This is a genomic window from Longimicrobium sp. (assembly GCF_036388275.1).
Lineage (GTDB): Bacteria > Gemmatimonadota > Gemmatimonadetes > Longimicrobiales > Longimicrobiaceae > Longimicrobium.
The window spans coordinates 135,856-162,330 of sequence record NZ_DASVSF010000022.1; the positions used below are offsets into that span (position 1 = coordinate 135,856).

The window sequence follows — 26,475 nt, forward strand, 5'->3', positions numbered from 1 at the left end:
TCCCGCACCCGTTCATCTACCTGACGACGATGGTGTCGCGGAGGGAATGCTCGTTGTCTTTGTACGGGTTGTCAAGATTGTAGTTCAGCCCGCGGCTCTCCTTCCGGCGCAGGGCGCAGCGGACGATCAGGAGCGCGGTCTGCACCAGGTTGCGAAGTTCCACCAGGTCGTCGGTGGGGCGGCAGTCGGCCCAGACGGCGTTCACCTTGAGCGAGATGGCGCGCAGCCGCAGCTCGGCCTCGGACAGGCGCGCGTCGGAGCGCACGATGCCCACCAGGTCCCACATCAGGTTGCGGATGGACTCGCGCTCCTCCACCAGGAACGCGGGATCCACGTCGGTCGTTCCCGCGGGCGCGTGCACGTGCTCGGGGGTGAGCGGTCGGGTGACGCTCAGCTGGGGGCCCAGACGCGCGGCGGCGCGGTGCGCAAAGACGACCGCCTCGAGCAGCGAATTGCTGGCCAGGCGGTTCGCGCCGTGCACGCCCGTGCAGGCCGTCTCGCCCGCGGCGTACAGGCCAGGGACGGAGGTGCGCCCGTCCGTGTCCGTCAGCACGCCGCCGCACAGGTAATGGGCGGCGGGCACCACGGGCAGCGGCTCGGTGAGCATGTCGATCCCCCGGTCCGCCGTCTCGCGCAGGATGTTGGGAAAGCGTTCGCGGATCTCGTGCTTCGGGATTCCCGAGCAGTCCAGCAGCACGAACGCGTCGCCCGACTCCTTCATCTCGCGGTCGATGGCCCGGGCCACCACGTCGCGGGGCGCCAGCGAGGCCAGCGGATGGTAGTCCTGCATGAAGGGCGTGCCGTCGCGCCGCCGGAGCACCGCGCCCTCGCCGCGCACCGCCTCGGAGATCAGGAAGGTGCGCTCGCGGGCCGGGTACAGGGCCGTCGGATGGAACTGGATGAACTCCATGTTCGCCACCTTGGCGCCTGCCCGATACGCCATCGCCACGCCGTCGCCCGTGGCGATGGCGGGATTGGTCGTGTGGCGATACACCTGGCCACATCCGCCCGTCGCGAGCATCACCGCGCGCGCCAGGAACGGCAGCAACTCGCCCGTCTCCGCATCCAGCACCAGCACGCCGCAGCAGCGCTCGCCCAGGGTGCCGGGATCCGTCGCCGTCAGCAGGTCCACGGCCTGGTGGTTCTCGAACACCCGCACGTTGCCCGTCTCCGCCGCGGCTGCCAGCAGGGCGCGCTCGATCTCGCGCCCGGTCAGATCGTCGGCGCGCACAATGCGCCGGCGCGAGTGGCCGCCCTCCAGCCCCAGCGACAGGTCTTCGCCCGCCCGCGTGAACGCCACGCCCAATTCGATGAGCTCGCGGACGCGCTCCGGGCCTTCGCGCACCAGCACGTCCACGGCGTCGGGGTGGCAGAGGCCGGCGCCGGCGACGAGCGTGTCCTCCATGTGCAGCGCGGGCGAATCGTCGTCGGCGAACACGGCCGCGATGCCGCCCTGCGCGTAGTTGGTGCTGCTGTCCGGGCGGCTCTTCTTGGTGATGAGCGCCACGCTGCCGTACTTGGCCGCCTTGAGTGCGAACGACAGCCCCGCGATGCCGCTGCCGATCACCACGACATCGGCCTGCATCATCGCGCCCGCTCCCGCAGCACGCGCCGCAGCGCCGCATCCAGCACGTCCGCCCCGCTTTCGATCGCCACGCTCTGCTCCAGCACGTATGCCCGGGTGGAATCCGGCAGCAGGGGCCGGAGCTTTACCGCGTCCTTGTGCGTCATCACCATCCACCGTCCCGCCGTGCGTTTCACGATTTCCGCCACGTCGCGGGCGGAGAACGCGTAGTGGTCCGGGTAGAGCGCCGGCTCCACCTCCGCGTCCTCCTCGCGCAGGTGCTGCAGGTACGGGCCGGGCGTGGCCAGCGCGGCAACGGCCACGATCGAGCGGCCCGCCAGCGCGTCCAGCGGCATCGCGGCCCCGCCGCCGAGCGGCGCCAACCCCACCGGCCTCAGCGCGACCTGCACGATCGGCTTGCCGGGATGGAGCCGCGCAACCTCAGCCGCCACCTCGCGCGCCTGCGACATACCCGCGCTCTTGCGCGTAAGCACGATCAGGTCCGCACGCCCGAGCGCCTGGATGCCTTCGCGCCAGGGCCCGCGCGGAAGCACCCGCGGGCGGGCGGGCCATCCATCGACCGCCACCAGCACCAGGTCCAGGTCTCGCGCCAGCGCGCGGTGCTGAAACGCATCGTCGAGCACGAGGACGTCGCATCCCGCCGCGACGGCCTCTCGCGCGGGATCGATTCGCTTGGCACCGCGGAAGACGGGGATATCGGGGTTCAGCTCGCGATGGACGACGATCTCGTCTTCGCCGTAGCCGCGGAGCACGATTGCCGGCCGATGACCCCACTCCCGCAGCCGCGCGGCCAGCCATGCCGCGAACGGCGTCTTCCCCGCCCCGCCTACGGCCACGTTTCCGACGCTGATTACCGGCACGTCCACGCGCTCCGTGCGGAGCCATCCCGCGTCGTAGCCCCGGTTTCGGAGCGCGACGCCCGCGCGGAATGCGGCCTCGGCCGGCGCGAGGGCGACGCGGAGCGCGTGCCCCGCCGCGCCTGCTTCACCTGCCCACCAGCGGTGGACCCAGGCGTCGAGGCTCACAGGGTCCCCCTCCCCCGGCCCCTCCCCCGGCAAACTGCGCCGGGAGAGGGGGGAACTTCATGCCGGATGAGACTGGATTCGGCGCATTCCCCGGCTGCCCTCTCCCCCCGGCCCCCTCTCCCGCAAGCGGGAGAGGGGGAGAATTCACGCCGGATGAGGCTGGATTCGGCGCACTGCCAGGCAGCCCCCTCTCCCCGGCCCTCGCCCCCGCTTCGCAGGGGAGAGGGAGAATTCGATCGCGCTCCCGCTGGCGTGGCGCACTCGATTGGCTCCCTTCCCCCGCGCAGTTTGCGGGGGAAGGGTTGGGGATGGGGGGCGCCGGCCTGAGCGCCGGGCCATCCTGACGCTCCCAACCCCGAAGTGTACCCCCTCTCCCACGCTGTTTGTGGGAGAGGGGGGACGAGCCTGGGCGAGGACGGGTGAGGGCCCCACGACGTCTGGCTCCTCACCACTTCCCCTCCACGCGCTTCATCAGCCCGGCCAGGCGCTGCTCCACGTCCAGCATGATCGTCTGGATGTCGGCCTCGCTCGCCTGGCGCGGAACGTAGACGGGTTCGCCGTAGGAAATGCGCAGTGTCGCGAAGGGCTGGGGAATCAGGAAGCGGTCCCATCCGCCGAAGTACCACGCGCGGCTGGCCCCGGACACTACAGGAATGATCGGGGCGCCGGTGCGCTGCGCGATGATGACCGGCCCGGGCTTCATCTTTTCCCGCGGGCCACGCGGGCCGTCGGGCGTGATGGCGAGCGAGCGGCCCTGCTTTACGTGGCGGATCAGCTCACGGAGCGCTTCCAGGCCGCCGCGGCTGGTGGAGCCGCGGACGGCGGTGTAGCCCCAGCGCCGGACGGCCCGGGTGATGTACTCGCCGTCCCGGTGCAGGCTGACGAGCGTAACCACGCCCTGGTGGCGGTGATGGTAGGTGCACGGCAGCAGCCGCCCGTGCCAGAGGGTGAAGATGACGGGCTTTCCCGCGTCCCAGAACGGCCGGAAGTTCTCCTCGCCCTCGGTACGGTACCGGCACGACGCCATCAGCGCATCCAGCCCCGCGCCGCCAGCGGCCGCCAGCGCCGATTGGTGCCACGGCAGCCGGGTCGTCATCTCGGACGGGATCTCCGCGCGTCCGCCGCCCTCGTCCGAAGTCATCGCGCCTCGTCCTGATTCGGTCCGCCGCACGGGCGAATGAATTCGCTGCAACAACCACACGATGTCCACCTTCGTGGACTGGCCTACTGTCGCTCACGATCACATCGTGTGGCGCGCCCGGGCATCCGGCAGGCGACCACGCGTGCTGTTGAAGCCCTGAACGGGACGCGTCAGCGGCCGGTCTTAGGGCTTACCGCTGTTCCAGCCGCGGACTCATCCGCCCCTGGCTGGCCGCCCAGCAACCCCGCCGCCAACTCCGCCACGCGCCGCGACGCCCCGGGTCCGCCCAGCCGAGCCCGCACCCGCGCGAACCCGTCGATCATCCGCCGTCTCTCCTCCGACCGCTCGTCCAGCAGCGGGAGGATGGCGTCCGCGAGCGCGCGCGGCGTGGCGGCATCCTGCACGAACTCCGGTGCCACGCGGTCCTCCGCGATCAGGTTGGCCAGGGCGATGTGCGGTACCTTGACGACCCGCTTCGCGAGCGCGTAGCTGGCCGCGTTCATCCGGTAAACGACCACCAGCGGCGTCAGCGCCAGCGCCGCCTCCAGCGTCGTGGTTCCCGACTTGGCGATCACCGCCGTCGCATACTGCAGCAGCCCGCCCGCGCTCTCCACCAGCGGCCAACGGGCTCCCGCGTACACGGACCGGTCGATCCCCCCCGGAACGCCGATTACGGGCTGCGCGTCCGGCCGCCGAGCCACCACCAGCTCCGCCGCGGCCGAGAACAGCTCCAGGTGCCGGCCGACCTCCTGCGCGCGCGACCCCGGGAACAGCGCCAGGATCGGCCGCTCGGGGTCCAAGCCGACCGATCGCGCCCACTCGGCACGCGGAAGCTCGGGATGGGCGCGGTCCAGCAGCGGGTGGCCGACGAAGCGCGCGTTCACCCCGCCCTTCCGCAGGAAATCCTCTTCGAACGGCAGGACGACGGCCACCTCGTTCGCGTCGCGCGCCAGGTCGCGCACCCGGCTCTTGTGCCAGGCCCACACCTGCGGCGCGATGTAGTACAGCACGGGAATGCCCCGCTCGCGGGCGTGGCGGGCCAGGCGCAGGTTGAAGCCGGGGTAGTCAATGGGGATGACCAGGTCCACGCCCTCGGCCGCCAGGGCGGCGAACACGCGCTTGCGCAGCTCGATGAAGAACGGCAGGTGGCGCAGCACCTCCACGAAGCCCATCACCGCCAGCTCGTTCAGCCCGGCCAGCAGGGGCACACCCTCCGCCTGCATGCGCGCGCCGCCCATCCCCACCAGCCGCGCATCGGGAAAGCGCTCGCGCAGTGCCCGCGCGAGCGCCGCGCCGTGCAGGTCGCCCGATTCTTCGCCGGCGGAGATGAAGATGGTGGGCGGGGACGACGGGTCCCGCGGAGGGCGGGCGGGCTCAGCCACGGCGCGGGGAGCGGGAAAGGGATCGGGGCACGGAAGGGGGGTCACGCCCGCGCGGCCAGCCCCGCGGCCGCGTGCTGCTCGATGCGCTCCATGATGCGAAGCGCCACCGCCAGCGCGTCGCGCCCCGCCTCGCCGCTCACCACCAGCGGCCCCTCGCCGCGCACGGCCTTGATCCACGCCTCCAGCTCCGCGCGCAGCGGCTCGGCGCCGTCGCCCTTCAGCTCCACGCGCTCCACCACGCCCAGCAGCGCGGCCATCCCCAGTTCGCTCCCCTCGGGCAGGCGCGCGCCGGGCTTCAGCCGCAGGAACTCGCCCGTGCCCGCCGCCAGGTCCAGCGAGATGTAGCCGGACTGCTGGAAGAAGCGGACCTTGCGCATCTTCTCGAACGAGACGCGGCTGGCGGTGATGTTGGCCACCGCGCCGTTCTCGAAGTTGATGCGCGCGTTTGCGATGTCGGCGCTCGGCGTTAGCACGGGCACGCCGATGGCGTCCAGCGACTCCACGCCGCGTCCCACGAGGCCCAGCACCAGGTCGATGTCGTGGATCATCAGGTCCAGCACCACGGCCACGTCCGTTCCGCGCGGGTTGAACGGGGCCAGCCGGTGGCTTTCCACGAACCGGGGATCTTCCAGGTACGGCTCGCAGGCCCGCAGCGCGCCGTTGAAGCGCTCCACGTGCCCGGTCTGCACCGTCAATCCCTTCGCCACCGCCGTGGAGACGATGGCGTTCGCCTCTTCCAGCGTGTGGGCGATGGGCTTCTCGATCAGCAGGTGAACGCCCGCGTCCAGGGCGGCGAGCGCCACCTCGGCGTGCGCCGTGGTGGGAACGGCGATCACCGCCGCGTCCACCGAATCCAGCAGCTCGTCGCGGCTGCGGAAGGCGCGGACGCCCAGCTCCTGCGCCACGTGGGCCAGGCGCGCGGGATCGTCGTCCCACACCCCCGCCATCTCCGCGCCCCAGACGTCGCGAAGGATGCGCGCGTGGTGAAAGCCCAGGCTGCCGACGCCCAGGACACCGGCACGCGTCACGACGACACCCCGCGCCCGGTGCCCTCGAAGAAGGAAAGGAACTCCTCCACCTCCGGGAGCGCCCGCAGCTCTTCACGGGCGCGGGCCAGCGCCTGCGTGATGTTGTGCTGCGAGGCGAAGAACAGGCGGTAGGCGCGCTTCAGCTCGCGCCGCACCTCTTCGCTGAATCCGCGGCGCTGCAGCCCCACCGAGTTCAGCCCGTACAGTTCCAGGGGGATTCCCGCCGCGCGGACGAACGGGGGGATATCCTTGGAGATGCGCGACTGGCCGCCGACGAACGCGTGCGCGCCGATGCGGACGAACTGGTGGATGGGCGTCATGCCGCCCACGATGGCCCAGTCGCCGATGGACACGTGCCCAGCCATGTTCACGGCGTTGGAAAGGATCACGTGGTCGCCGATCTGGCAGTCGTGGGCCACGTGCACGTAGCTCATCAGCATGCACTCGCTGCCCACGGACGTATATCCAAGGGCGGACGTGCCGCGGTTGAGGGTGGCGTACTCGCGGATCACCGTGCGGTCGCCCACGCGCAGCTCGGTCGGCTCGCCGTGGTACTTCAGATCCTGCGGGTCCGTCCCCAGCACGGCCCCATGGCTGATGCGGCAGTCCTCGCCCACCACGGTGTCGCGCTCGATCAGCACGTGGCTGGCCAGCTCGGTGCGCGCCCCGATGCGCACGTTGGGCCCCACGATGCTGTACGGCCCTACGACCACGCCCTCGGCCAGCTCGGCCGACTCGTCGATCAGCGCCGTGGGGTGCACTCTCGGCTCGATGATGGTTTCCATCGCCCCGGGCCTCAGCGGTCCACCACGCGCGCCATCATCTCCGCCTCGGCCACCACCTGGCCGTCGACGGTGCCCACGCCCCTCATCTTGCAGGTGGCGCCGCGGATCTGCATCACCTCCACCTCGAAGCGGATCTGGTCGCCTGGGGTGACCGGGCGGCGCCACTTCACGTTGTCGCACGACATGAAGTAGACGATCTTCTCCGCCAGGTTCTCCATCGTTTCCAGCACCAGAAGCCCGCCCACCTGCGCCATCGCCTCCACGATCAGCACCCCGGGCATCACCGGACGGCCGGGAAAGTGGCCCTGGAAGAACGGCTCGTTGATGGTGACGTTCTTCAATCCCACGATGCGCTTCCTCTCCTCGAACTCCACCACCCGGTCCACCAGCAGGAACGGGTAGCGGTGAGGCAGGTAGTGCATGATCTGCTCGATGCTCAAAATGGGCCGGGCGAGCGCCTTCTTCTCCGCCCGCGCCACCAGTTCCTTCGCCAGGGCCACGTTGCCCGCGTGCCCCGGCCGCTCGGCGATCACGTGCGCCCGAAGCCGCGCCCCCACGAGGGCAAGGTCGCCCACGATGTCCAGCGCCTTGTGGCGCACGAACTCGTCGGGAAAGCGCAGCTCGGCACCGTCCAGCACCCCGTCGTCCGAGAGCACCACCGCGTTGTCGAGCGAGCCGCCCATCGCCAGGCCGCGGCCGCGCATGGCCTCCACGTCCCGCGCGAAGCAGAAGGTGCGCGCCGGCAGCACGTCGGCGGCGAAGCGCTCGGCGTCCACCCGGTAGCTGCCGAACTGGCGCTGCACGAGGGGATGGTCGAACTCGATGGTCACCGACACGCGGTGGTCGCCCGAGGGCGCGACGACGTACTCCGAGCCGCCCTTGGGCGCCAGGGAAAAGGCCGACTCCACCGCCAGGAACTTCGCCGGCGCATCCTGCTCCTCGCGTCCGCACTCCGCCAGCATGCGGTGAAACTCCAGCGCGCTGCCGTCCGCCGCCGGCGTTTCCACCGCATCCAGCTCCACGTAGGCGTTGTCGATCTCGTTCACCACGAGCGCCGCCAGCAGGTGCTCCACCGTGTGCACCTTGGCCTCGCCCTGGCCGATGGAGGTGCCCAGGTCGGTGCCTACCACGTGCGAGACGTGGGCGGGAATCTCCGGCGAGCCGTCCAGGTCGGTGCGGCGGAAGACGATCCCGGTGTTGACGGGCGCGGGAAGGATGCGCATCCGCACCTCCGCCCCGGTGTGAAGCCCCACGCCGCGCATGTCTCCGGCACGGGCAAGGGTGTTCTGGCGTGGCGTCGTCGGCATGGATCCAGTGTCGGCGTTCGGCCGTGGTGGTGTAGAAATGACAGCGGGGACGCTCCCAAGAAGCGGCCCCGCAATATTCTACCCAACGTGCACCCGCGCCGCCACTGCCGGGCGGCCCGTCCGTGGCTCAATCGGCGCTTTGGCCCCCCTCCCGCGCCCCCGCGCCGCCCCGCCCGAACACCGCAGCCTCCAGCGCCTTGAGCCGTTCCACGACCTTCGGCAGGCCGAACACCGAGGCCTGGGCGCGCATGGACTCGCGGTGCGGGCGCGCGGGATTGCCGGAGACGGTGAGCCCGGGGGCGATGTCGGTCGTCACCCCCGACCGGCCGCCGACCCGCGCCCCCGCGCCGATGCTGACGTGAGGATTGGTGCCGACCTGCCCGCCCAGCACGGCGCCGTCGCCCACGACCGTGCTCCCCGAGATCCCGACCTGCGCCACCAGCAGCACGTGCCGTCCGATCTGCACGTTGTGGCCGATCTGCACCAGGTTGTCGATCTTGGTGCCGCTGCCGATCGTCGTATCGCCGATGGAGCCGCGGTCGATCGTCGTGTTGGCGCCCACCTCCACGTCGTCGCCGATGACGCACACCCCCGCATGGGGCACCTTCTGGTGTCCCCCGTCGAAGAACACGAAGCGGAAGCCGTCGGAGCCCAGGCGCGCGCCGCTGTGGATGGTGCAGCGCTGGCCCACCCGCGTGCCGGCGAAGAGCGTGGCGTGCGGGTGGATGATGGAGCCCGCGCCCACCGCGCACCCGTCGCCCAGCACCGCGTGCGCGCCGATGCGCACGCCGTCGCCCAGGCGCACGCCGGCGCCAAGCACCGCGTAGGCCTCGATCCTCACCTCCGCCCCGATCTCCGCCCCCTCGCCGATGATGGCGGTGGGATGGATGCCCGGGGGCTCGGGCGCGGTGGGATACAGCAGCGGAAGGATGCGGGCGAGCGCCACGTACGGATCGTCCACGCGGACGAGCGTGACGTTCTCCGGCGGGTCCACGTTCAGCGAGCGCGGCACCAGGACGGCGCCCGCCCCGGTGGAGGCCAGCTGCGGGAGGTAGCGCCCGCCGGACAGGAACGACAGGTCGCCCGGCCCGGCGCCGTCCAGTGGGGCGGCGCCGCGGATCACCCGGTGGGGTTCGCCCGCCAGCTCGCCGCCCACGTGCTGGGCGATCTCCGCGATCGAAAGCTCGGCCATCGATATCTCAGGAAGTCGGTTCGGCGCGGCCGCGCACCGTGCGCTCCAGCGCCTCCAGCCGCTTGATCAGCCGGGGGAGCACGCGGGTCAGGCGCTCGGCGCGGCGGGTCTCGGCGACGGGGCGCGCGGGGGTGCCGGAGACGGACTCGCCCGGGGCCACGTCGCCCGTCACGCCGCCCCAGCGCGCCACCCGGGCCCCTTCCCCCACCGTCAGGTGCCCCATGATGGCTACCTGCCCGCCGACGGTGACGCGCGCGTCGATGGTGGCGCTGCCGGCCACCCCCGTCATGCCGTCGAGCGAAACGCCGTCGCCGATGCGGGCGTTGTGGCCGATGTGAACAAGGTCGGCGATGCTGCAGTCCGCACCGATCAGGGTGTCGCCCACGGAGCCGCGGTCGATGGTCACGTTGGCGCCGATGACCGTCCGCGCGCCGATGCGCACGCCGCCCACCTGGGGGATCTTCCGATGCCCTGCCCCGTCCCACGCGAACCCGAAGCCGTCCGGCCCAATACGCGAGCCGCTGCCGACGATCACGCCCTCGCCCATCTCCACGCCATCGTACAGGGTGGCGTGCGGTGCGAGGACGGCCCCCGCGCCAATCCGGCACCCGCGCCCAATCACCACGTGCGGGCCGATCCGCGCGCCCGCGCCCACCGTGGTCCCCGCGCCCACGACGGCGCACGCACCGACGCTCGCGCTCGGCGCGACGGCCGCCGTCGCGTCGATCACGGCCGTGGGATGGGCAACGGGCAGGGTTTCCGCACGGGGATTCGTCACACCCGGCCCCGGACCATCGATCGCTCGTGGCTCCACTTCGATCCCGATTCGAGAAGCATTTGTACGTGCCGCGGCGCCCCCCTCTCCCGGCCTCTCCCCCGTAAACTGCACGGGGGAGATGAGAACACACGGATGGACTGGCTGCTGGTGAATGCCTTGGGAGCCCCCTCCCCCCGGCCCCCTTCCCCCGCTGCGCAGGGGAGGGGGAGACCTGAATCGCGCTTCGGCTGGCCTGGCGCACTCGACCACGCGAGCAGTCCGCGAAGGCGGACTTTGGGCCGTCGTTGCCGCGAATTCATTCGCCCCAGCAGAGCCGAGGCCTCGCTGCCGAACCCTGAGAACCTCGGTCGCGCTTCGACGGCTCCGGCGCAGTCCCCGGCTGCCCTCACCCCCGACCCCTCTCCCGCAAGCGGGAGAGGGGAGAATTCGCTTGCGCGTGGGCTGGCCAGGCGCACTCGAACAGCGGGAGCAGTCCGCGAAGGCGGACTTCGGGCCGTCGTTGCCGCGAATTCATTCGCCCCAGCAGAGCCGAGGCCTCGCTGACGACGCTGAGATCCTCGGTCGCGCTTCGACGGCTCCGGCGCAGTCCCCGGCTGCCCTCACCCCCGGCCCCTCTCCCGCAAGCGGGAGAGGGGGAGGGGGAGAATTCGATCGCGCTCCCGCTGGCCCCGCGCACTCGACTGTGCCTGCAGTCCGCGAAGGCGGACTTTGTGATGTTCCAGACGCGGTTTCAACCGCCGGGAGCAGGCCTGGCCGGACGCTCCCCGCTTGCGCGCACCCCAACCCCGAAGTGTACCCCCTCTCCCACGCTGTTTGTGGGAGAGGGTCGCACGCGTGTCAGCGCGGCGGGGTGAGGGCCCCACGGCAGCCGAGGCCTCGGCTGCCGTGACCACTGCCGCGCCCAGGCTTGTACGTGCCCCCGGCTAGATCCTTCGCCCCGCGTGGTATGTGCCGCGTGCCAGTGCGGCGCGCCTGGGCCTCAGGATGACACGCCTCGGCGCCCCCCCGCGGTCGCACTTTCGCACTTTCGCACTTTCGCACTTCCGTGCCCAAACGAAAAGTGCCCGCGACACGTCGTGTCGCGGGCACCGAAGCTAGCGGGGAGCAGTGCCCTCCGCAAAGGGCTTCACGGCGTGCGAGGCTGCGGCGTGCCGCCCAGCGCGCGGATCACCTGGTCGGTGACGTCCAGCGCCGGGTCCACCGCCACGATCACGCCCTCGGGCGGGTCCATGATGAACGAGTACCCGCCGGCCGCGCGCACCTGCTCCAGCACGCCGCGGATGCGCTCCATCACCGGACGAACCAGCTCCTGCTCGCGGCTCTGCAGCTGCTGCTGGATCTGCTGCGCACGCGCCTGATACGCCGCGAACTGCTGCTGCATGGTCTGCTGGCGCTGCGTGCGCACCGCCTCGGTCAGCGTGGGCGCCTGCGCACGGAACTCCGTGTCGGCGCGGCCCAGGCGGGCCTCCAAGGTGTCGATCTCGGCGCGCAGGGGGGAGAACTCGCGCTCCAGCGTGGCGCGCACGTCGGCGAACGCCGGCGTCTCGGCCAGCACGCGGTCGCTGTTCACGTAGCCCATCTTGAGCTGCGCCTGGGCGGGGGCCGCGGCGGCCATCGACACGACGGCGGCGATCGCGAACGAAAGAATACGCTTCATTGCTGCTTCCTGTTCAGGGTTGATGACCGGGTCAGAACGACTGGCCCAGCTTGAAGTGGAGCTCCCAGCCCGGATCGGGCCGGTCGAAGCCGTACGCGGCGTCGATGCCGATGGCGCCCAGGAACGGGGTCACCAGCGTAACGCCCACGCCAGCGCTGCGGTACAGCCGCGCCGTGTTGAACTCGCCCACACCGCCGAACACGTTGCCCGCGTCGCCGAACGCCGACACCGACAGCGCGTCCGTCAGGCGCAGCGCGTACTCGCCGGTGACGGTGAAGAACGCGTCGCCCAGGCAGGTGAGCTCCAGGCGCTGGTTGCACCGCTGGTTGTAGCCGCGCGGGCCGATCGACGACTCCTCGTAGCCGCGCAGCGGCTGGCCGAACTGCACGCCGCCCACGTAGAACCGCTCGAACGGCAGCGGGCCCGCATCGCCGAAGATGGCGCCGGTGCGCGCCTGAACGCCCAGCGCCATGGTCGGCGCGCGCGGGCTGCTGCCCAGGCGGGCCACGGGCACCCACCACTCGGCCTGCGTCGACAGCTTCTGGAAGTTGGCGTCGCCGCCCAGAAGGCCGCCCGTCTGCTCCAGCGTCACCGACTGCCGCGTTCCCGACGTGGGGAAGAGCGGGTGGTTCTTGGTGTCGCGCGACACGGAAAGCGAAAGCGTGCTCGCCGTGGCATTGGGAAGGCAGAACAGGCTGGTGGTCCCCGGCTCGCACTGCTCGTCCTGCGCCTGGTCGTACGACGTCCGCGACAGCGAGTAGCCCAGGAAGGCCCGCGTGCGCAGCTGCCCCGGAACCGGGAAGCCGAACTGCAGCGAGGCACCCGTGCGGATGCGCCGGCCGTTGCCGAACTGGATGAAGCGGTCGCCCGAGCGGAACACCGACGCGCTGCCGGAGTTGCGCCCGCCGCCGATGGCCGGGTCGGTGTAGCTGGCCTCGAGCGTGCTGCGGCCGGGGCCCAGCTCGGCGCGGAGGTTGGCCGTCTTGCCCTGGCCGAACAGGTTGGGCTGCTGGTACCCCAGGAACCCCGAGAACCCGCTGCGGCGCCCTCCGTACGGCGATCCGCCGAACACCGTGCCGAAGTTCACGCTGCCGGTCTGCTTCTCGGCCACGTTGAAGACGATGTCCACCACGCCCAGCTCCGGCCGCGGCTGGATGTCGGGCATCGGCATGGGCGCCTCGAAGAAGCCCAGCCCCGAGATGGCCTGGTAGCTCTGGATCAGCCGCTGCTCGTTGTACACGTCGCCCGGAACGATCCACAGCCTGTCGCGGATCACGTTCTCGTGCGTGGTGGTGTTGCCCTTGAACGAGATGTTGCGGATGTAGAACGGCTGCTGCTCGGAAACGGACAGCGTCACGTTCACGCGCGGGGCCTGCCCCGCGGCGGCCGGAACCCGCTCGACCGTGGGCACCACCTGCGCGAACAGGTAGCCCTCGTTGCGGTACTGCTGCTCGATCTGCGCGGCCGCCGCGTCGAGCGCGGGGCGGTCGAACACCTCGCCCGCCTCGCGCTGGTTCTGCCCGCCGAAGGGCAGCCCCAGCACCGACCGGCGCTGCGTCAGGAAGGTTTCCCGCAGCGCCTCGGAGGGGAACCGCGAGTTGCCCTGCACGTTGAACTCGCCCAGGCGGTACTGCGGCCCCTCGGACACGGTGACGATCAGCCGCGCCTTGCCGGTGGCGGGGTCCACCACCAGCGAGTCGCCCACCACCGCGAAGTCGATGTAGCCCCGCTCGCCGTACATCCGCGGCAGGTTGGTGCGCAGGTCCTCGTCGAAGGCCTCGCGGTCCCACTTGCCGGGGCGGAACCACCAGAAGCCCTCTTCCTTGGTGCTCATGGCGTCCAGCAGCGTCTCGTCGCTCAGGGCGCTGTTCCCCTCGAAGTCGATGTCGGCCAGGGCCACCAGGTTGCCCTCGCGAACCCGGAAGGTGAGGTTCACCGCCCCGTCCGCCGCCGGCGCCAGCGCCGTGTCGACGGAAAGCAGCTGCACGCCCTTTTTGGCCAGCATCTCGCGGACGAGCGTGCGCGCCCGGGCCACGCCCTGGGGATTCAGCGGGGCGTTCTCCTGGAGGCCCGACGAGTCGCGCACGGTAGCGCCCGACACGGTGGTCAGCCCCTCGAAGCGGATCTGCGCCACCAGCGGGCGCTCCACCACCTGCAGCACCAGCGGGCCGCGCCCGGCGTCGGCGCCGCGCACCAGCACCTCGGCCGACTCGTACTGCCCGGTGGCCATCAGCCGGCGGATGGCGTCCTGCACCAGCGGCGCCGTCATCGTGGCGCCGGCGCGGATCCCCGCCTGGGCGCGCACGGTGGCCTCGGCCACGCGGCGGCTGCCCCGCACCAGCACCGTGTCGACGACGAACCCCGGCCGCGGCGCCTGCTCCGCGGGGCGGGCCGCCGGGGCCGTGGGGTCCTGCGCGTGCGCGGCGGGTGCCGCGCCGCAGAGGGCGAACAAGAGGAGGGCCGCCGAAGCGGCCCGTCCCCGGAGAGTTGAGAACACCGTGGTTCCTAGACGGTCTGGGTTTTCGACGGGACCCGGAAGGCGAGCGACTGGCGGTCTTCCGCGACCGACACCTCGATCTCGTCGCCCGGGCTGTACTCCGACAAGAGGATCTTTTCCGAAAGCGGGTCTTCCAGGTACCGCTGGATGGCCCTGCGCAGGGGCCGCGCGCCGAACTTCTCGTCGTAGCCGTGCTCGACCATGAAGTCGATGGCGTCGTCGTTCAGCTTCAGCGTCAGCTCCTCCTCCTTGAGACGGGTCTCCACGTCCGCGAGGAGGTTGAAGATGATGGAGCCGATCTGCTCCCGCGTCAGCGGGTGGAACACGATCACGTCGTCCAGCCGGTTGATGAACTCCGGGTTGAACGCGCGCTCGATCTCCTCCTTGACCTTCTCCTCCATGCGGTCGTACTGCGACTGCTGGCTAGGCGCGTGGAAGCCCAGCCCCGGGCCCTTCCCGATGTCGCGGGCGCCCAGGTTGGAGGTCATGATCACCACCGTGTTCTTGAAGTCGATCACCCGGCCGTAGTTGTCGGTCAGGTGGCCTTCGTCGAGCACCTGCAGCAGCAGGTTGAACACGTCGGGGTGCGCCTTTTCGATCTCGTCGAGCAGCACCACCGAGTACGGCTTGCGGCGGACGGCCTTGGTCAGCGTCCCCGAGTCCTCGTAGCCCACGTATCCCGGAGGCGCGCCGATCAGCCGCGACACGGAGAACTTCTCCATGTACTCCGACATGTCGACGCGGATCAGGGCGTTGCGGTCGGCGAACAGGAACTCCGCCAGGCCGCGCGCCAGCTCCGTCTTGCCGACGCCCGTGGGGCCGGCGAAGATGAACGAGCCGATGGGGCGCTTGGGGTCCTTGAGCCCCGCCCGGCTGCGGCGGATGGCCTTGGCGATGGTCTGCACCGCCTTGTCCTGCCCCACGATCCGCTGGTGCAGCTCGCCTTCCATGTTCACCAGGCGGGCCGTCTCGGCCTGCTTCAGGCGCGTGACGGGAATGCCCGTCCAGCGGCTGACGATGAACGCCACGTCCTCTTCGCTGAGCGCGGGGCGGTTGGTCTTCCGCTCCTCTTCCCAACTCTTCTCGCGGTCCTGGATGCGGCGCTGAAGGTCTCGCTCGTAGTCGCGCAGCTCGGCCGCGCGCTCGAAGTCCTGGTCGCGGATGGCGCCGTCCTTCTTCCCCGCCACCTCTTCCAGCTGCTTCTTCAGCTCCTCGACGTCGGGCGGCGGCACCTGCGTCTGCAGGCGCGCGCGGGCCCCGGCCTCGTCGATCACGTCGATGGCCTTGTCCGGCAGGAACCGGTCGGTGATGTAGCGCTCCGACAGCTTCACCGCCGCCTCGATCACGTCGTCCGGAATGCGGATCCGGTGGTGGTCCTCGTAATGGACGCGCAGCCCGGTGACGATCTGGATGGCCTCGTCGATGGACGGCGGTTCCACGTTCACCGTCTGGAAGCGCCGCTCCAGCGCCCCGTCCTTTTCGATGTACTTGCGGTACTCGTTCAGCGTGCTGGCACCCACGCACTGCAGCTCGCCGCGGGCCAGCGCCGGCTTCAGCATGTTGCTGGCGTCGATGGCGCCCTCGGCCGCGCCCGCGCCCACCAGGGTGTGGAGCTCGTCGATGAACAGGATGATGTTCTTGTTCTGGCTGATCTCGTTCATCACCGCCTTGAGCCGCTCCTCGAACTGGCCGCGGTACTTGGTGCCGGCGATGACGGCCGCCATGTCGAGCGAAAGCACCCGGTAGTCGCGCAGCGAGTCGGGGCACTTGTTCTCGGCGATCAGCTGCGCCAGCCCCTCGACGATGGCCGTCTTGCCCACCCCCGGCTCGCCGATGAGCACGGGGTTGTTCTTCTTGCGGCGCGACAGGATCTCCATCACCCGCTCGATCTCTTCCGCGCGGCCGATGGTGGGGTCCAGCTCGTTCTGACGCGCCAGCTCCGTCAGGTCGCGGCAGAAGTGGTCCAGCGCCGGCGTCTTGCTCTTCTTGTCGCCCTTGGCCGCGGTTCCGCCGCTGGCCGAGGCCGTCGGCGTGGCGCCGCCCACCGAGGGGCTGGCGTTGGGCTCCGAGCCCAGCAGCTTCAGCGTTTCGCGCCGGGCATCTTCCAGGCTGACGCCCAACTGGGTGAGAACCTCGGCGGCGATGCCCTTTTCCTCGCGCAGCAGCCCCAGCAGCAGGTGCTCGGTGCCCACGTAGCTGTGGTTGAGCTCGCGGGCCTCGGCCATGGCGAACTCCAGCACCTTCTTGGCGCGCGACGTATACGGAAGCTCGCCCAGCGCGATGGTGGCCTTGCCCCGCCGAACCGACTCCTCGACCTTTTCCTGCACCTGCTCCAGGTCGACGTTCAGGTTGTTCAGCACGGCCGCGGCCACGCCCTCGCCCTCGCGGATCAGCCCCAGCAGGATGTGTTCGGTACCGACGTAGTCGTGCTGAAGCCGGATGGCCTCTTCCCGGGCCATGGCCAGGACCTTTCGCACGCGGTCGGTGAAATTGTAGTTCATTTGAGCAGGACCTCAGTTCGGGGCGAGACGGGGCGAACTCCCACGTTCCACGCGCGCATTACGCATGCGTCGCGCCAGATTCCTCCGACGCCAGGATGCCGCGGACGAACGCCGCGCGCCTCACGTCCGGATCGCCCTGGGGCAGGCTTCCATCCACCACGCGTTCGAGGTGGGCCGCCTGGGCAAAGATCATGATCCGGTTGAGCGTCTGTACACGTACGTCTCCGATTAGTTTCAGCCCCACGCCCAGCCGTACGCCGCTCAGAAGGTTCATCACCTCCTCGAACGAAGCCGACCTGGCGTGGCGCAGCAACCCGTACGCACGCCACACCTTGTCCTCGATCACCACGGGGGCGTCGCGCAGCAGGACGGAGCGCGCCTGGGCCTCGTACTGCACCACCTGGTGCACGATGCGCTGCAGGTGGTCGATCAGGTCTTCCTCCGTCTTCCCCAGCGTCGTCTGGTTGCTGATCTGGAAGAAGTTGCCGACGACGTCGCTCCCCTCGCCGTACAGGCCGCGGAAGGTGAGCCCCACCTGGCTGATCCCCTGCAGCACTTTGCCGATCTCCTGCGTCAGCACCAGCCCCGGTAGGTGCATCAGGACGGACGCGCGCAGGCCCGTGCCCACGTTGGTGGGGCAGCTGGTGAGGAAGCCGAACTCCGCGTGAAAGGCGTAGGGCAGCCGCTGGCCCAGCTCGTCGTCCAGCCGCTCCACGTCGCGCCAGGCGTCGCGCAGGCGAAACCCGCCCACGATGTTCTGCAGGCGCAGGTGGTCTTCCTCGTTCACCATTACGCTCAGCGCCTCGCCGGGCGCCATGATCAGCGCGGTGCTCGACGGCGCCGGGTGCCCCTCGCCCCCCACCAGCTCGCGGCTGACCAGGTGGCGCTCCAGCAGCAGCTGCCGCTCGCCTCCGCCCAGCTCCGAGACGGTGACCGTGCGCCCCCCGCGCAGCGCCGGTGCGGCGTCGGAGGCAGCCAGGGTCTGGCGCAGCACCTCGCGCCTGTCCGCCGTGTCGGCCCGCGTGCCGAAGCGGAACCCCTGGAGGTTGCGCGCCAGGCGGATGCGGGTGGAAAGCACGATGTCGGCGTTGGGGCCGTCGGCCCGCAGCCATGCGAGGCCGGCGTCGGCGTCGCCGTCCAGGAACTCGTTGGGCACCTAGGCCTCCTGGCCGGCTTCGAGCCGGCGGATCTGGTCGCGCAGCCCCGCGGCCCGCTCGAAGTCCTCGGACTCCACGGCGCGCGCCAGGCTGCGGCGCAGGCTGACGATGCGGGCGGTGCGGTCGCTTTCCGAGGGGTGGGGGGGCAGGTACACCTTGCCGCTGTGCTGGGTGCCGCCGTGCAGCTTGCGCAGCAGCCCGCGAAGCGACGCGTCGAACGCCGACCAGCAGCGCGCGCACCCCAGCCGCCCCGTCTTCTTGAAGTCGGCCAACGACAGGCCGCAGGCGGGGCAGGTGCCGGGCTGCGACACCGTCTCGGCCAGCATCCCCTTCCCCATCTGCGCGATGAAGTCGGCCAGTGGCGCGCTGGCGCTGCTTCCCGATGACAATCCCATCCCCTCCGCGCACACCTCGCACAGGTGGCGCGTCGTCATCTCGTTGTTCTGGATCTGCGTGAGGTGGATGGCCGCCTCGTTCTTGCCGCAGTTTTCACACAGCATTTCGTCCCGCCTCTCTCACGCGGCCGCCCCGGCGGCATCAGGGCCGGCGTCGACCAGCTGGCCGCCCAGCAACCGCAGGACGCGGTCCGCCCGCGCGGCAAGGGCCAGGTCGTGCGTCACCAGCACCATGGCGGCGCCCTCCTCGCGGCAGACGCGGAACAGGTGCTCGTGAAGCCGGTCGCTCGTGGACGGGTCCAGGTTCCCCGAGGGCTCGTCCGCGAGCAGCACCAGGGGGCGGTTGGCGAGCGCGCGCGCCACGGCCACGCGCTGCTGCTCGCCGCCGGACAGCTGCGACGGCTTGTGCTCCAGCCGCCCCGCCAGTCCGACCAGGTCCAGCAGCTCCCTGGCCCGCTCCCGCGCCTTCCCCTCGCCCGTGCCGGCGATCAGCTGCGGCATCATCACGTTCTCCAGCGCGCTGAACTCGCGCAGGAGGTGGTGAAACTGGAAGACGAAGCCCACCCGCTTGGCCCGCAGCTCCGCCATCCCCTGCTCGTTGAGCGTGGCGACGGGCACGCCGCCCACCGACACGGCGCCCTCGTCGGGCCGGTCCAGCGCGCCCAGGACGTGGAGCAGCGTCGACTTGCCGGAGCCGGACGCGCCGATCACCGACACCATCTCCCCCGGCCGCACGTCCAGGTCCACGCCGTCCAGCACGTGGATGGGCGTTCCGTCGCCCCCCACGTACGATTTGCGTACGCCCCGGGCGCTGATGGACGGCTCCACCCCGTCGAACGAGCGCCGCGGCGCGGCATCGCCTGTCGGCTCGGGCAGGACGGCGGACTCCATCGGCGCCTCGTCGGCGACCAGCTCGTCCCCCGGGCGGTCCAGCGATTCGCTACTCATGGCGGATCGCCTCCACGGGGTCCAGGCGCGCGGCCTGCCAGGCGGGATACACCGTCGCCAGGAACGAGATCACCACCGTGGCGAGCAGGATGCCCACCAGGTCCACCGGGTTCACCTTCACCGGCAGGTGGCTGACGAAGTAGATCTCCCCGGGAATGCGGATCAGGCGAAAGTGGTCCGTCAGCCAGGCCACCAGCACGCCGCCGATGCCGCCGATGGTGGCGCCCACCATGCCGATCACCAGCCCCTGCACCATGAACAGGCGCAGGATGCGGCGCGAAGTCATTCCCATCGACTTCAGGATGCCGATCTCGCGCGTCTTGTCAGTCACCACCATCACCAGGGTGGAGACGATGTTGAAGGCGGCGACGATCACGATCAGCAGCAGGATGAGAAACAGGGCCAGCTTCTCCAGCTTGAGCGCGTTGAAGAGCGGCGCGTTCATGGTCATCCAGTTCTCGGTGCGATACGGGAGGTCCAGCTGTCGGTCGATGGCCCTGGAGATCTCAGCTGCGTCCTGCGGGTCCTGCAGCCGCACCTCCAGTCCCGACACCGCGTCGTCCAGCCCCGTAAGGTGCTGCGCGGCGGCAAGGCTGGTGTACGAGAACTTGTTGTCGTACTCCCACATCCCGGTCTTCAGGCCGCCGACGAACTCGAAGAGCTCCATCCGGGGCATGGGCCCCATGGGCGTCATCCGCACGTTGCTGAAGGAGATGACCGTCACCGTGTCGCCGGGAATCAGCCCCAGCCGGCCGGCCAGCCCCACGCCCACGGCAATCGGCGCCAGCCCGCTGCGAGTGGGCCCGAAGCTGACGCGGCTCTGGCTCATCAGCTTGGGAATGTCGGTGACCCCCGAGCCTTCGCCGTCCGCGACGATCCCGCGGAGCACCGCCCCCTCCGAGTATCCGCCGCGGTTGCGCAGCCCCACCTCGGTATGGACGAAGGGTCCGGCCGCCACCACGCCCTCGATCTTCCGCACGTCCTGCACGGGGCCACGCCAGCCGGGCATCTTCATCCCCTCGCCGTAGGTGAGGACGAACACGTGCGGATTGACGCCCAGGATGCCGCGGCGGAGCTCGTTCTGCAGCCCGTTCATCACCGCGGTCACGATGATCAGCGCCATCACCCCCACGGCCACGCCGCCGATGGCGATCAGCGTGATCAGCGACAGGAACCTGGTCCCCCGCCGCGAGGAGAGATAGCGCCTGGCGATGCGCCACTCCAGGCTCATTCGGGCCTCATGGTGGGGAACAGGATCACGTCGCGGATGGACGGCTGGCCGGAAAGGATCATCGTCAGCCGGTCTACCCCCATCCCGAACCCGCCGGTGGGGGGCATACCGAACTCCATGGCCCGAAGGAAGTCTTCGTCGATGGGCTGCGTCTCCTCGTCACCCGCCAGCGCCAGCCGCTTCTGCGCCTCGAAGCGCTCGCGCTGGTCGATGGGGTCGTTCAACTCGCTGTAGGCGTTGCACAGCTCCTTGCCGGCGACGATCAGCTCGAACCGCTCCGTCAGCGCCTCGTCGCCTCGCTTGGGCTTGGCCAGGGGCGACATCTCACGCGGATAGTCGGTGATGAACGTCGGCTGGATGAGCTTCGGCTCCACCAGCGCGCCGAACAGCTCGTCGATCAGCTTGCCGCGGCCCATCGCCTTCACGTCGTCCGCGGAAAAGCCGAGCGTGCGGACTCGATCGCGAAGCTCGTCCTCAGTCGACCCGGGGACGTCCACGCCGCCGATCTCCTGCAGCGCCTCGAACATGGTGTAGCGCGCGAAGGGCGCCGCGAATGAGATCTCGTGCCCGCCGAAGCTGACGGGACGGTCGCCCAAAGCCTCGCGGGCCACGTGGCTCAGCAGCTCTTCCGTGAGCCGCATGACGCCCTCGTAGTCCAGGTACGCGGCGTAGAACTCCAGCATGGTGAACTCGGGGTTGTGAAAGCGGCTGAGCCCCTCGTTGCGGAAGTCCTTGCCGATCTCGTACACCCGCTCCATGCCGCCCACGATCAGCCGCTTCAGGTACAGCTCGTCGGCGATGCGCAGGTACAGCTGCATGTCCAGCGCGTTGTGGTGCGTGGTGAAGGGCCGCGCCAGCGCGCCGCCGTACAGCGGCTGCAGGATGGGCGTCTCCACCTCGATGAACCCGCGCTCGTCCAGGAACCGCCGCAGCGCACTGACGATCAGCGCCCGCAGGACGAAGGTCGCACGCACCTCGGGATTCACCGCCAGGTCGGCGTAGCGCTGGCGGTAGCGCGCCTCCACGTCCGTGAACCCCGAGTGGACGATCCGCTCCCCTGTCTCCGCGTGCACCTCTTCCTTGCCCAGGGGGAGCGGACGCAGCGCCTTGGCCAAGAGCTTAAAGGACGAGACCCACACGGAGACCTCGCTCGTCCGTGTCCGGAAGACCTTGCCTTCAGCCCCGATCCAGTCACCAAGATCCAGCAGATCGATCAACTCATAATCCTGAGCCAAATCATTGACCCGGAAATAGAGCTGAATCTTGCCCGTACGGTCCGCTAGATGTGCGAATGTGCTCTTGCCCATCACGCGCTTGCTGACGATTCGCCCTGCTACCCGGACCCAGAGTTCCTTGCCGTCATCCTCGAGCGGATCGCTAAGCTCCTTGGCCAAGAGCAAGTCAATCGCTCCTTGGGCGGAATCTGGATCGTCGTACGAATAGGCGTATGGCTCCACGCCCCGCTCGCGCAGGCGGGAAAGCTTGGCGAGGCGGTCGGCGACGACGCGCTCGTCGGAAAGGTGCTCCTCGCCCGGCGTCAGCTCGTCACTGGCCATCGGAGTGCACGGCCCCGTACTGCCGCAGGTAGGCGTGGATGAAGGGCTGCAGGTCGCCGTCCATCACCTTCTGGACGTCCGTCAGCTTGAGTTCGGTGCGATGGTCGTTGACCATGGTGTACGGCTGAAAGACGTACGAGCGGATCTGGCTGCCGAAGGCGATGTCGGTCTTGGTGTTCTCGAGCTTGGCCTTTTCCGCCTCCTGCTCCTCGAGCGCGCGCTGATACAGGCGCGCCTTGAGCATCTTCATGGCCGTCGCGCGGTTCTTGTGCTGCGAGCGCTCCTGCTGGCAGGCCACCACGATGCCCGACGGCAGGTGGCGCAGCCGCACCGCGGACGACGTCTTGTTGACGTGCTGCCCGCCGGCGCCGGACGCGCGGAACACGTCCATCTCGATGTCTTCTTCGCGCACCTCGATCTCGATGGTGTCGTCCACCGCGGGCGAGACGAACACGGAGACGAACGAGGTATGGCGGCGCGCGGCCGAGTCGAACGGCGAGATGCGCACGAGCCGGTGCACGCCGCGCTCGGCCTTGAGAAAGCCGTATGCGTACTGGCCGCGGATTTCCAGCGTGGCGTCCTTGATCCCCGCCTCTTCGCCCTCCTGCAGGTCCAGCAGCTCCACCTCGAAGCCGTTGCGCTCGCCGAAGCGCGTGTACATGCGCAACAGCATCTGGGCCCAGTCCTGGCTTTCGGTGCCGCCGGCGCCGGGATGGATGGTGATCAGGGCGTCGCGGTGGTCGTCGGGCTGCTGGAGCATGTTCTTGAGCTCCAGCGCCTCGAGCGCGGGGCCGAGTGCTTCGACCTCGCTCCGCACCTCGGCGCCGATCTCCTCGTCGGCATCCATCTCCAGCAGGTCGAGCATTTCGCCCAGGTCGTTGACCTTGGCCGACATCTGCTCCCAGGGCCCTACCCAGCCCTTGACCTGGTTGGTGAGGGCGATCAGCTCGCGGGCCTTTTCCTGGTCGTTCCAGAACGACGGTTCGGCCATGCGGGCTTCCAGCGACTTCAGCTGCTCCTGCTTGGCAGCCAGGTCAAAGAAACCTCCCCAGCTCGTCGAGCCGGTTGCGGTACGTGTCCAGTGCGCTACGAAGGTCTTCGGTCATCGGTCGGGTTCCTGGCAACGACAAGGGCCGCCCGGAGGAGCGGCCCCACTGCTGTCTTGTAACCTGCGGGAATGTACGGGTTCCCGGGGAGGACGGAAAGTGCGTGAGTGCGTTAGTGAACGACGGCTGGGGCTCCGTCAAGAAGCCGGTGCCGCTTCGGCAGCTACTCCCGCACTAACGCACTAACGCACTCACGCACTCAAAAGAGGTTCTGCCCCTTCGCCAGGATCTCGTTCAGCGCGTCGCGGAAGTGGGGCGTGCCGCGGGCCGTCTCGGCACCGACCTGGCCGACGTACTCCTCCCAGCTCTTCTTGATCTCTTCCATGAACTCGCGCTTCAGCGTGCCGTCCGCCAGCGCCGTGTCGCGCCGCTCGGGATGGTACGTCACGATGTCCGACACCAGCGCGCGCGCCAGGCGCCGCGCCTTGGCCGTGGGATCGTTGGACCCGAAGCCGAATCCTCCCGACCGGGTCGGCGCCGCAGCGGCTGGAGCGGGCTGTGGAGCCGGTGCCGGTGCTGGTGCGGGAGGCGCCGCGGGGGGCGCCTGGGGCGGCTGCGGTGCCGGCGCGGGCGGAGCGGCGGCCGCGGGCTGCGGGGCAGGCGTCGGCGCCGCCGCAGGCGCGGGTGGAGCCGCGGCGGGCGGAGCGGAGGCCACAGCGGCGCCGGATACCTCGAAGACGCCGCGGCAGATGGAGCAGCGAACCCGCACCCCGGCGTCGGGAACCTTCCGCGGATCTACCCGGAAGACGGTGCTGCAGTGCGTGCAGGTGACGTTCATTGCGTGTGGTCCCCGGGAGCGTTCTCGTCGGATGCGGTGGCTGCCGCCAGGGCGCTTTCGCCGCCGTGCCGCCGGTCCACCACGTAGATGGAGCCGGAGAACGTCTTGGCGTACGCCTTCATTTCGGTGGCCAGCTCGCTGATCTGCGCCGTGTGCACGAACGAGCGGTGCTCGTTGGTCACCACGCCGATGGAAAGCGTCATCAGCGGCACCTCGTACCCCTCGCCGCGCCGGTCCTTGCCGAAGAACGAGCCCCGCGCGCGGTCTTCGGGCGTGTAGTGCAGGTCGATCAGCTCGCTGAACACGCTGATCACCTCTTCGCAGCACTTCCGGAAGTCGTCCAGCGGCGCGTTGAAGATGAAGTCGTCGCCGCCGATGTGCCCCACGAACGCCGTCGGCGAGTGCGCCCTCACCACGTCGCGAAGGATGCGCGACAGAATCAGGATCACCCGGTCGCCGTTGTTGTACCCGTACCGGTCGTTGAATTCCTTGAAATGGTCGAGGTCGCAGTAGCAGACCGCGAACTTTTCGCCCGTCACGAGCCGCCGGCCGATGTCGCGCTCGATCTGCACCGTGCCCGGCAGCAGCGTGGTGGGGTGCACGCTCACGTCGCGCTCCGCCCGCCGCAGCGCCATCCGCAGCCGCAGCGCGCACTCGCGCTCCGACAGCTTGTGGTTCAGCACCTCGTCGGCGCCGGCCTCCAGCGACAGCGCCGCGGGGTCGTCGCCCTCGCCCTGCCCCGTCGCGTAGGCGATCACGGGGACCACCGAGGTGAACGCCTCGTCCTTGAGGGCCCGGCAGACGGCCAGGGCCGCGTCCAGCGGCGGGGTCGCGTCGATCACCAGCGCCGCCGGGTACGAGCGGCCCACCCGCTCCAGCACGTCGTGGGCGTCGGTGGCGTCGACGACGGGAAGGCCGCGCTCCGCCGCGAACTCGCTGACCACCCCCGGCGGGGGGCGGCCGTGCGGCGTAAAGTGCAACAGGATGCGCGGCGGCATGACGTCCGGCTACGGGTGTGCAGGGCGAAGAAGGGGGGAGATACTATCCGGCCGCGGCGGCGGCTGTCAAACGCCCCCCGCGGCTTCCAGCGGGCGCGCCTCGTCGATCAGCAGGATGGGAATTCCGTCCCGCACCTCGTAGCGCAGGCGGTCGGCCGCGCAGACGAGCGATTCGGGGTCCTGCTCGTACGTCAGCTCGCCCCGGCACTTGGGGCACACCAGCAGGTCCAGCAGCCAGGGTTCGATCACGTGCGTTCTTCCTGCGTCGGAACGGAAAAGCCGAAGCGCTGCAGCTGAAGCGGGTCCCTGCGCCAGCGTGGCAGCACCTTCACCCACAGGTCCAGGTACACCGGCGCGCCCACGAATTCCTCGATCTTTTCGCGCGCCGAGCGGCCGAGCTTCTTGATGGCCGCGCCCCCCTGCCCGATCAGGATGGCCTTCTGCGTGGGGCGCTCCACGTAGATGGTGGCGCGGATGTACAGCGGCGTCGCCGTCTCGCGAAACTCGTCGACCTTTACGGCGATGCTGTACGGCACCTCTTTCTCGAACAGCTCGAACGCCGCCTCGCGCACGAACTCGGCCACGAAGAAGCGGACGGGCTGCGACGAGACGTCGTCTTCCGGGAACAGGAAGGGCGACACGGGCAGCCGCCGGGCGATCTCCTCGCGCAGGCCGCCGACCCCCTCGCCCGTCAGCGCCGACACCTCCACGGGGTCCGTGCCGAACCGCTCCTGCGTCCAGTGCTTCACCTGCTCGCTCTGCCCCGGCCGCGCCAGGTCCTGCTTGTTGCTGACGGCGATCAGCCCCTTGGCCCGGGCGAGCAGCTCCAGCACGTCGGGCGAAAACTCGGGGATCCCCGCGGACGCGTCCACCAGCAGCAGCACCACGTCGGAGTCGCCGATGACCTCGGTGGCGGCGTGAAGCATGGCCCGGTGAAGCAGGTAGCGCGGCTCCACCAGACCGGGGGTGTCGACGAACACCATCTGCACGCCGTCGCGGGTGTCGATACCCAGCACCTTTTCGCGCGTGGTCTGCGCCAGCGGCGTAACGATGCTGAGCTTCTGCTCCACCAGCCGGTTCATCAGCGACGACTTTCCGGCGTTGGGATAGCCCACCAGGGCCACATAGCCGGCCCGCGTCGTCACCTCGTCGCCGCTCTCATCCATGGGGCCGAATCTAGTCCGCACGAACGAGGCGGCGCAAGATAAAGAAGCCGAACTGCGGGTTTCACACGGAGGGCACGGAGGACACGGAGGAACTGCAGAGGATTTGTCTTTTCCCCCGTGGCCTCCGTGCCCTCCGTGTGAGGCCGCTGTTATCGGGGCATGCGAAACGCCAAACGCCCGCCCTGATCACGAGGATCAGGGCGGGCGTTCGGAATAAAAGGCCGGCGGCGCCGTACTCTCCCACCGGGTGGCCCCGGCAGTA

At 70.0% G+C, this 26,475-nt stretch carries 22 protein-coding genes; all 22 read right to left on the minus strand.

Going from position 1 to position 26,475, the window contains the following annotated elements:
- Window positions 1-16: 16 nt before the first annotated feature.
- The 22 genes from nadB to era all read right to left on the minus strand — a co-directional run bounded on the left by nadB (window position 17) and on the right by era (window position 26,213).
- Complete coding sequence (gene nadB / locus VF632_RS06745) at window positions 17-1,588, minus strand: L-aspartate oxidase (RefSeq protein WP_331022101.1); 1,572 nt, start codon at window positions 1,586-1,588, stop codon at window positions 17-19.
- Window positions 1,585-2,610: a tetraacyldisaccharide 4'-kinase gene (gene lpxK / locus VF632_RS06750; protein WP_331022102.1), complete on the minus strand. Its 1,026-nt coding sequence runs from the start codon at window positions 2,608-2,610 to the stop codon at window positions 1,585-1,587. The genes nadB and lpxK overlap by 4 nt, the downstream gene beginning before the upstream one ends.
- 445 nt (window positions 2,611-3,055) lie before the next feature.
- Window positions 3,056-3,751, minus strand: coding sequence for a lysophospholipid acyltransferase family protein (locus VF632_RS06755; protein WP_331022103.1), 696 nt, complete (start codon window positions 3,749-3,751; stop codon window positions 3,056-3,058).
- 170 nt (window positions 3,752-3,921) lie between these two features.
- On the minus strand, window positions 3,922-5,133 hold the full coding sequence (lpxB, locus tag VF632_RS06760) for a lipid-A-disaccharide synthase (protein ID WP_331022104.1): 1,212 nt from the start codon (window positions 5,131-5,133) through the stop codon (window positions 3,922-3,924).
- A 41-nt stretch (window positions 5,134-5,174) separates the two neighbouring features.
- On the minus strand, window positions 5,175-6,161 hold the full coding sequence (locus tag VF632_RS06765; RefSeq protein ID WP_331022105.1) for a Gfo/Idh/MocA family oxidoreductase: 987 nt from the start codon (window positions 6,159-6,161) through the stop codon (window positions 5,175-5,177).
- A complete protein-coding gene (gene lpxA, locus VF632_RS06770; protein WP_331022106.1) occupies window positions 6,158-6,946 on the minus strand; it encodes an acyl-ACP--UDP-N-acetylglucosamine O-acyltransferase in 789 nt (262 codons plus the stop codon). Before lpxA ends, VF632_RS06765 begins: the two co-directional genes overlap by 4 nt.
- Window positions 6,947-6,957: 11 nt before the next feature.
- A complete protein-coding gene (locus tag VF632_RS06775; protein WP_331022107.1) occupies window positions 6,958-8,253 on the minus strand; it encodes a bifunctional UDP-3-O-[3-hydroxymyristoyl] N-acetylglucosamine deacetylase/3-hydroxyacyl-ACP dehydratase in 1,296 nt (431 codons plus the stop codon).
- Window positions 8,254-8,380: 127 nt separating this feature from the next.
- Window positions 8,381-9,445, minus strand: a complete 1,065-nt coding sequence (gene lpxD, locus VF632_RS06780) for a UDP-3-O-(3-hydroxymyristoyl)glucosamine N-acyltransferase (RefSeq protein WP_331022108.1) — start codon at window positions 9,443-9,445, stop codon at window positions 8,381-8,383.
- A 7-nt stretch (window positions 9,446-9,452) separates the two neighbouring features.
- Window positions 9,453-10,223, minus strand: coding sequence for a UDP-3-O-(3-hydroxymyristoyl)glucosamine N-acyltransferase (locus tag VF632_RS06785; RefSeq protein WP_331022109.1), 771 nt, complete (start codon window positions 10,221-10,223; stop codon window positions 9,453-9,455).
- Window positions 10,224-11,349: 1,126 nt separating this feature from the next.
- Window positions 11,350-11,880 carry an OmpH family outer membrane protein gene (locus VF632_RS06790; RefSeq protein ID WP_331022110.1) on the minus strand — a complete coding sequence of 177 codons (531 nt, stop codon included), beginning with the start codon at window positions 11,878-11,880 and terminating at the stop codon, window positions 11,350-11,352.
- Between the two features lie 31 nt (window positions 11,881-11,911).
- Window positions 11,912-14,377 (minus strand): outer membrane protein assembly factor BamA, encoded by a 2,466-nt coding sequence (gene bamA / locus VF632_RS06795; protein WP_331022111.1) that lies wholly within the window; start codon window positions 14,375-14,377, stop codon window positions 11,912-11,914.
- Between the two features lie 8 nt (window positions 14,378-14,385).
- Window positions 14,386-16,878 (minus strand): ATP-dependent Clp protease ATP-binding subunit, encoded by a 2,493-nt coding sequence (locus tag VF632_RS06800; RefSeq protein WP_331022112.1) that lies wholly within the window; start codon window positions 16,876-16,878, stop codon window positions 14,386-14,388.
- 58 nt (window positions 16,879-16,936) lie between these two features.
- On the minus strand, window positions 16,937-18,034 hold the full coding sequence (locus tag VF632_RS06805) for a protein arginine kinase (RefSeq protein ID WP_331022113.1): 1,098 nt from the start codon (window positions 18,032-18,034) through the stop codon (window positions 16,937-16,939).
- On the minus strand, window positions 18,035-18,535 hold the full coding sequence (locus tag VF632_RS06810; protein ID WP_331022114.1) for a UvrB/UvrC motif-containing protein: 501 nt from the start codon (window positions 18,533-18,535) through the stop codon (window positions 18,035-18,037).
- Between the two features lie 15 nt (window positions 18,536-18,550).
- A complete protein-coding gene (locus VF632_RS06815; RefSeq protein ID WP_331022115.1) occupies window positions 18,551-19,378 on the minus strand; it encodes an ABC transporter ATP-binding protein in 828 nt (275 codons plus the stop codon).
- Window positions 19,371-20,609: an ABC transporter permease gene (locus VF632_RS06820; RefSeq protein WP_331022116.1), complete on the minus strand. Its 1,239-nt coding sequence runs from the start codon at window positions 20,607-20,609 to the stop codon at window positions 19,371-19,373. The genes VF632_RS06815 and VF632_RS06820 overlap by 8 nt, the downstream gene beginning before the upstream one ends.
- Window positions 20,606-22,165 (minus strand): lysine--tRNA ligase, encoded by a 1,560-nt coding sequence (gene lysS / locus VF632_RS06825; RefSeq protein WP_331022117.1) that lies wholly within the window; start codon window positions 22,163-22,165, stop codon window positions 20,606-20,608. Before lysS ends, VF632_RS06820 begins: the two co-directional genes overlap by 4 nt.
- A protein-coding gene (gene prfB, locus VF632_RS06830; protein ID WP_333783551.1) for a peptide chain release factor 2 occupies window positions 22,155-23,271 on the minus strand; the annotation gives its coding sequence in 2 pieces (ribosomal slippage) (window positions 22,155-23,213 and window positions 23,215-23,271; 1,116 coding nt in all). Before prfB ends, lysS begins: the two co-directional genes overlap by 11 nt.
- Window positions 23,272-23,470: 199 nt before the next feature.
- Entirely contained in the window at window positions 23,471-24,049 is a 579-nt protein-coding gene (locus tag VF632_RS06835; protein ID WP_331022118.1) for a zinc-ribbon domain-containing protein, read from the minus strand.
- The gene (locus tag VF632_RS06840) at window positions 24,046-25,047 is read right to left on the minus strand and encodes a diguanylate cyclase (protein WP_331022119.1); all 1,002 of its coding nucleotides are present in this window, start codon (window positions 25,045-25,047) and stop codon (window positions 24,046-24,048) included. The genes VF632_RS06835 and VF632_RS06840 overlap by 4 nt, the downstream gene beginning before the upstream one ends.
- A 66-nt stretch (window positions 25,048-25,113) precedes the next feature.
- Complete coding sequence (locus VF632_RS06845; protein WP_349263976.1) at window positions 25,114-25,293, minus strand: Trm112 family protein; 180 nt, start codon at window positions 25,291-25,293, stop codon at window positions 25,114-25,116.
- The gene (gene era / locus VF632_RS06850; RefSeq protein ID WP_331022121.1) at window positions 25,293-26,213 is read right to left on the minus strand and encodes a GTPase Era; all 921 of its coding nucleotides are present in this window, start codon (window positions 26,211-26,213) and stop codon (window positions 25,293-25,295) included. The genes VF632_RS06845 and era overlap by 1 nt, the downstream gene beginning before the upstream one ends.
- Between the last annotated feature and the right edge of the window lie 262 nt (window positions 26,214-26,475).

Bases quoted from the DNA above. Each gene is read 5' to 3' on its own strand.
- nadB (WP_331022101.1), bottom strand. From the start codon at position 1,588: ATGATGCAGGCCGATGTCGTGGTGATCGGCAGCGGCATCGCGGGGCTG.
- VF632_RS06755 (WP_331022103.1), bottom strand. From the start codon at position 3,751: ATGACTTCGGACGAGGGCGGCGGACGCGCGGAGATCCCGTCCGAGATG.
- lpxA (WP_331022106.1), bottom strand. From the start codon at position 6,946: ATGGAAACCATCATCGAGCCGAGAGTGCACCCCACGGCGCTGATCGAC.
- VF632_RS06775 (WP_331022107.1), bottom strand. From the start codon at position 8,253: ATGCCGACGACGCCACGCCAGAACACCCTTGCCCGTGCCGGAGACATG.
- lpxD (WP_331022108.1), bottom strand. From the start codon at position 9,445: ATGGCCGAGCTTTCGATCGCGGAGATCGCCCAGCACGTGGGCGGCGAG.
- VF632_RS06790 (WP_331022110.1), bottom strand. From the start codon at position 11,880: ATGAAGCGTATTCTTTCGTTCGCGATCGCCGCCGTCGTGTCGATGGCC.
- VF632_RS06800 (WP_331022112.1), bottom strand. From the start codon at position 16,878: ATGAACTACAATTTCACCGACCGCGTGCGAAAGGTCCTGGCCATGGCC.
- VF632_RS06810 (WP_331022114.1), bottom strand. From the start codon at position 18,535: ATGCTGTGTGAAAACTGCGGCAAGAACGAGGCGGCCATCCACCTCACG.
- VF632_RS06815 (WP_331022115.1), bottom strand. From the start codon at position 19,378: ATGAGTAGCGAATCGCTGGACCGCCCGGGGGACGAGCTGGTCGCCGAC.
- VF632_RS06820 (WP_331022116.1), bottom strand. From the start codon at position 20,609: ATGAGCCTGGAGTGGCGCATCGCCAGGCGCTATCTCTCCTCGCGGCGG.
- lysS (WP_331022117.1), bottom strand. From the start codon at position 22,165: ATGGCCAGTGACGAGCTGACGCCGGGCGAGGAGCACCTTTCCGACGAG.
- VF632_RS06835 (WP_331022118.1), bottom strand. From the start codon at position 24,049: ATGAACGTCACCTGCACGCACTGCAGCACCGTCTTCCGGGTAGATCCG.
- VF632_RS06840 (WP_331022119.1), bottom strand. From the start codon at position 25,047: ATGCCGCCGCGCATCCTGTTGCACTTTACGCCGCACGGCCGCCCCCCG.
- era (WP_331022121.1), bottom strand. From the start codon at position 26,213: ATGGATGAGAGCGGCGACGAGGTGACGACGCGGGCCGGCTATGTGGCC.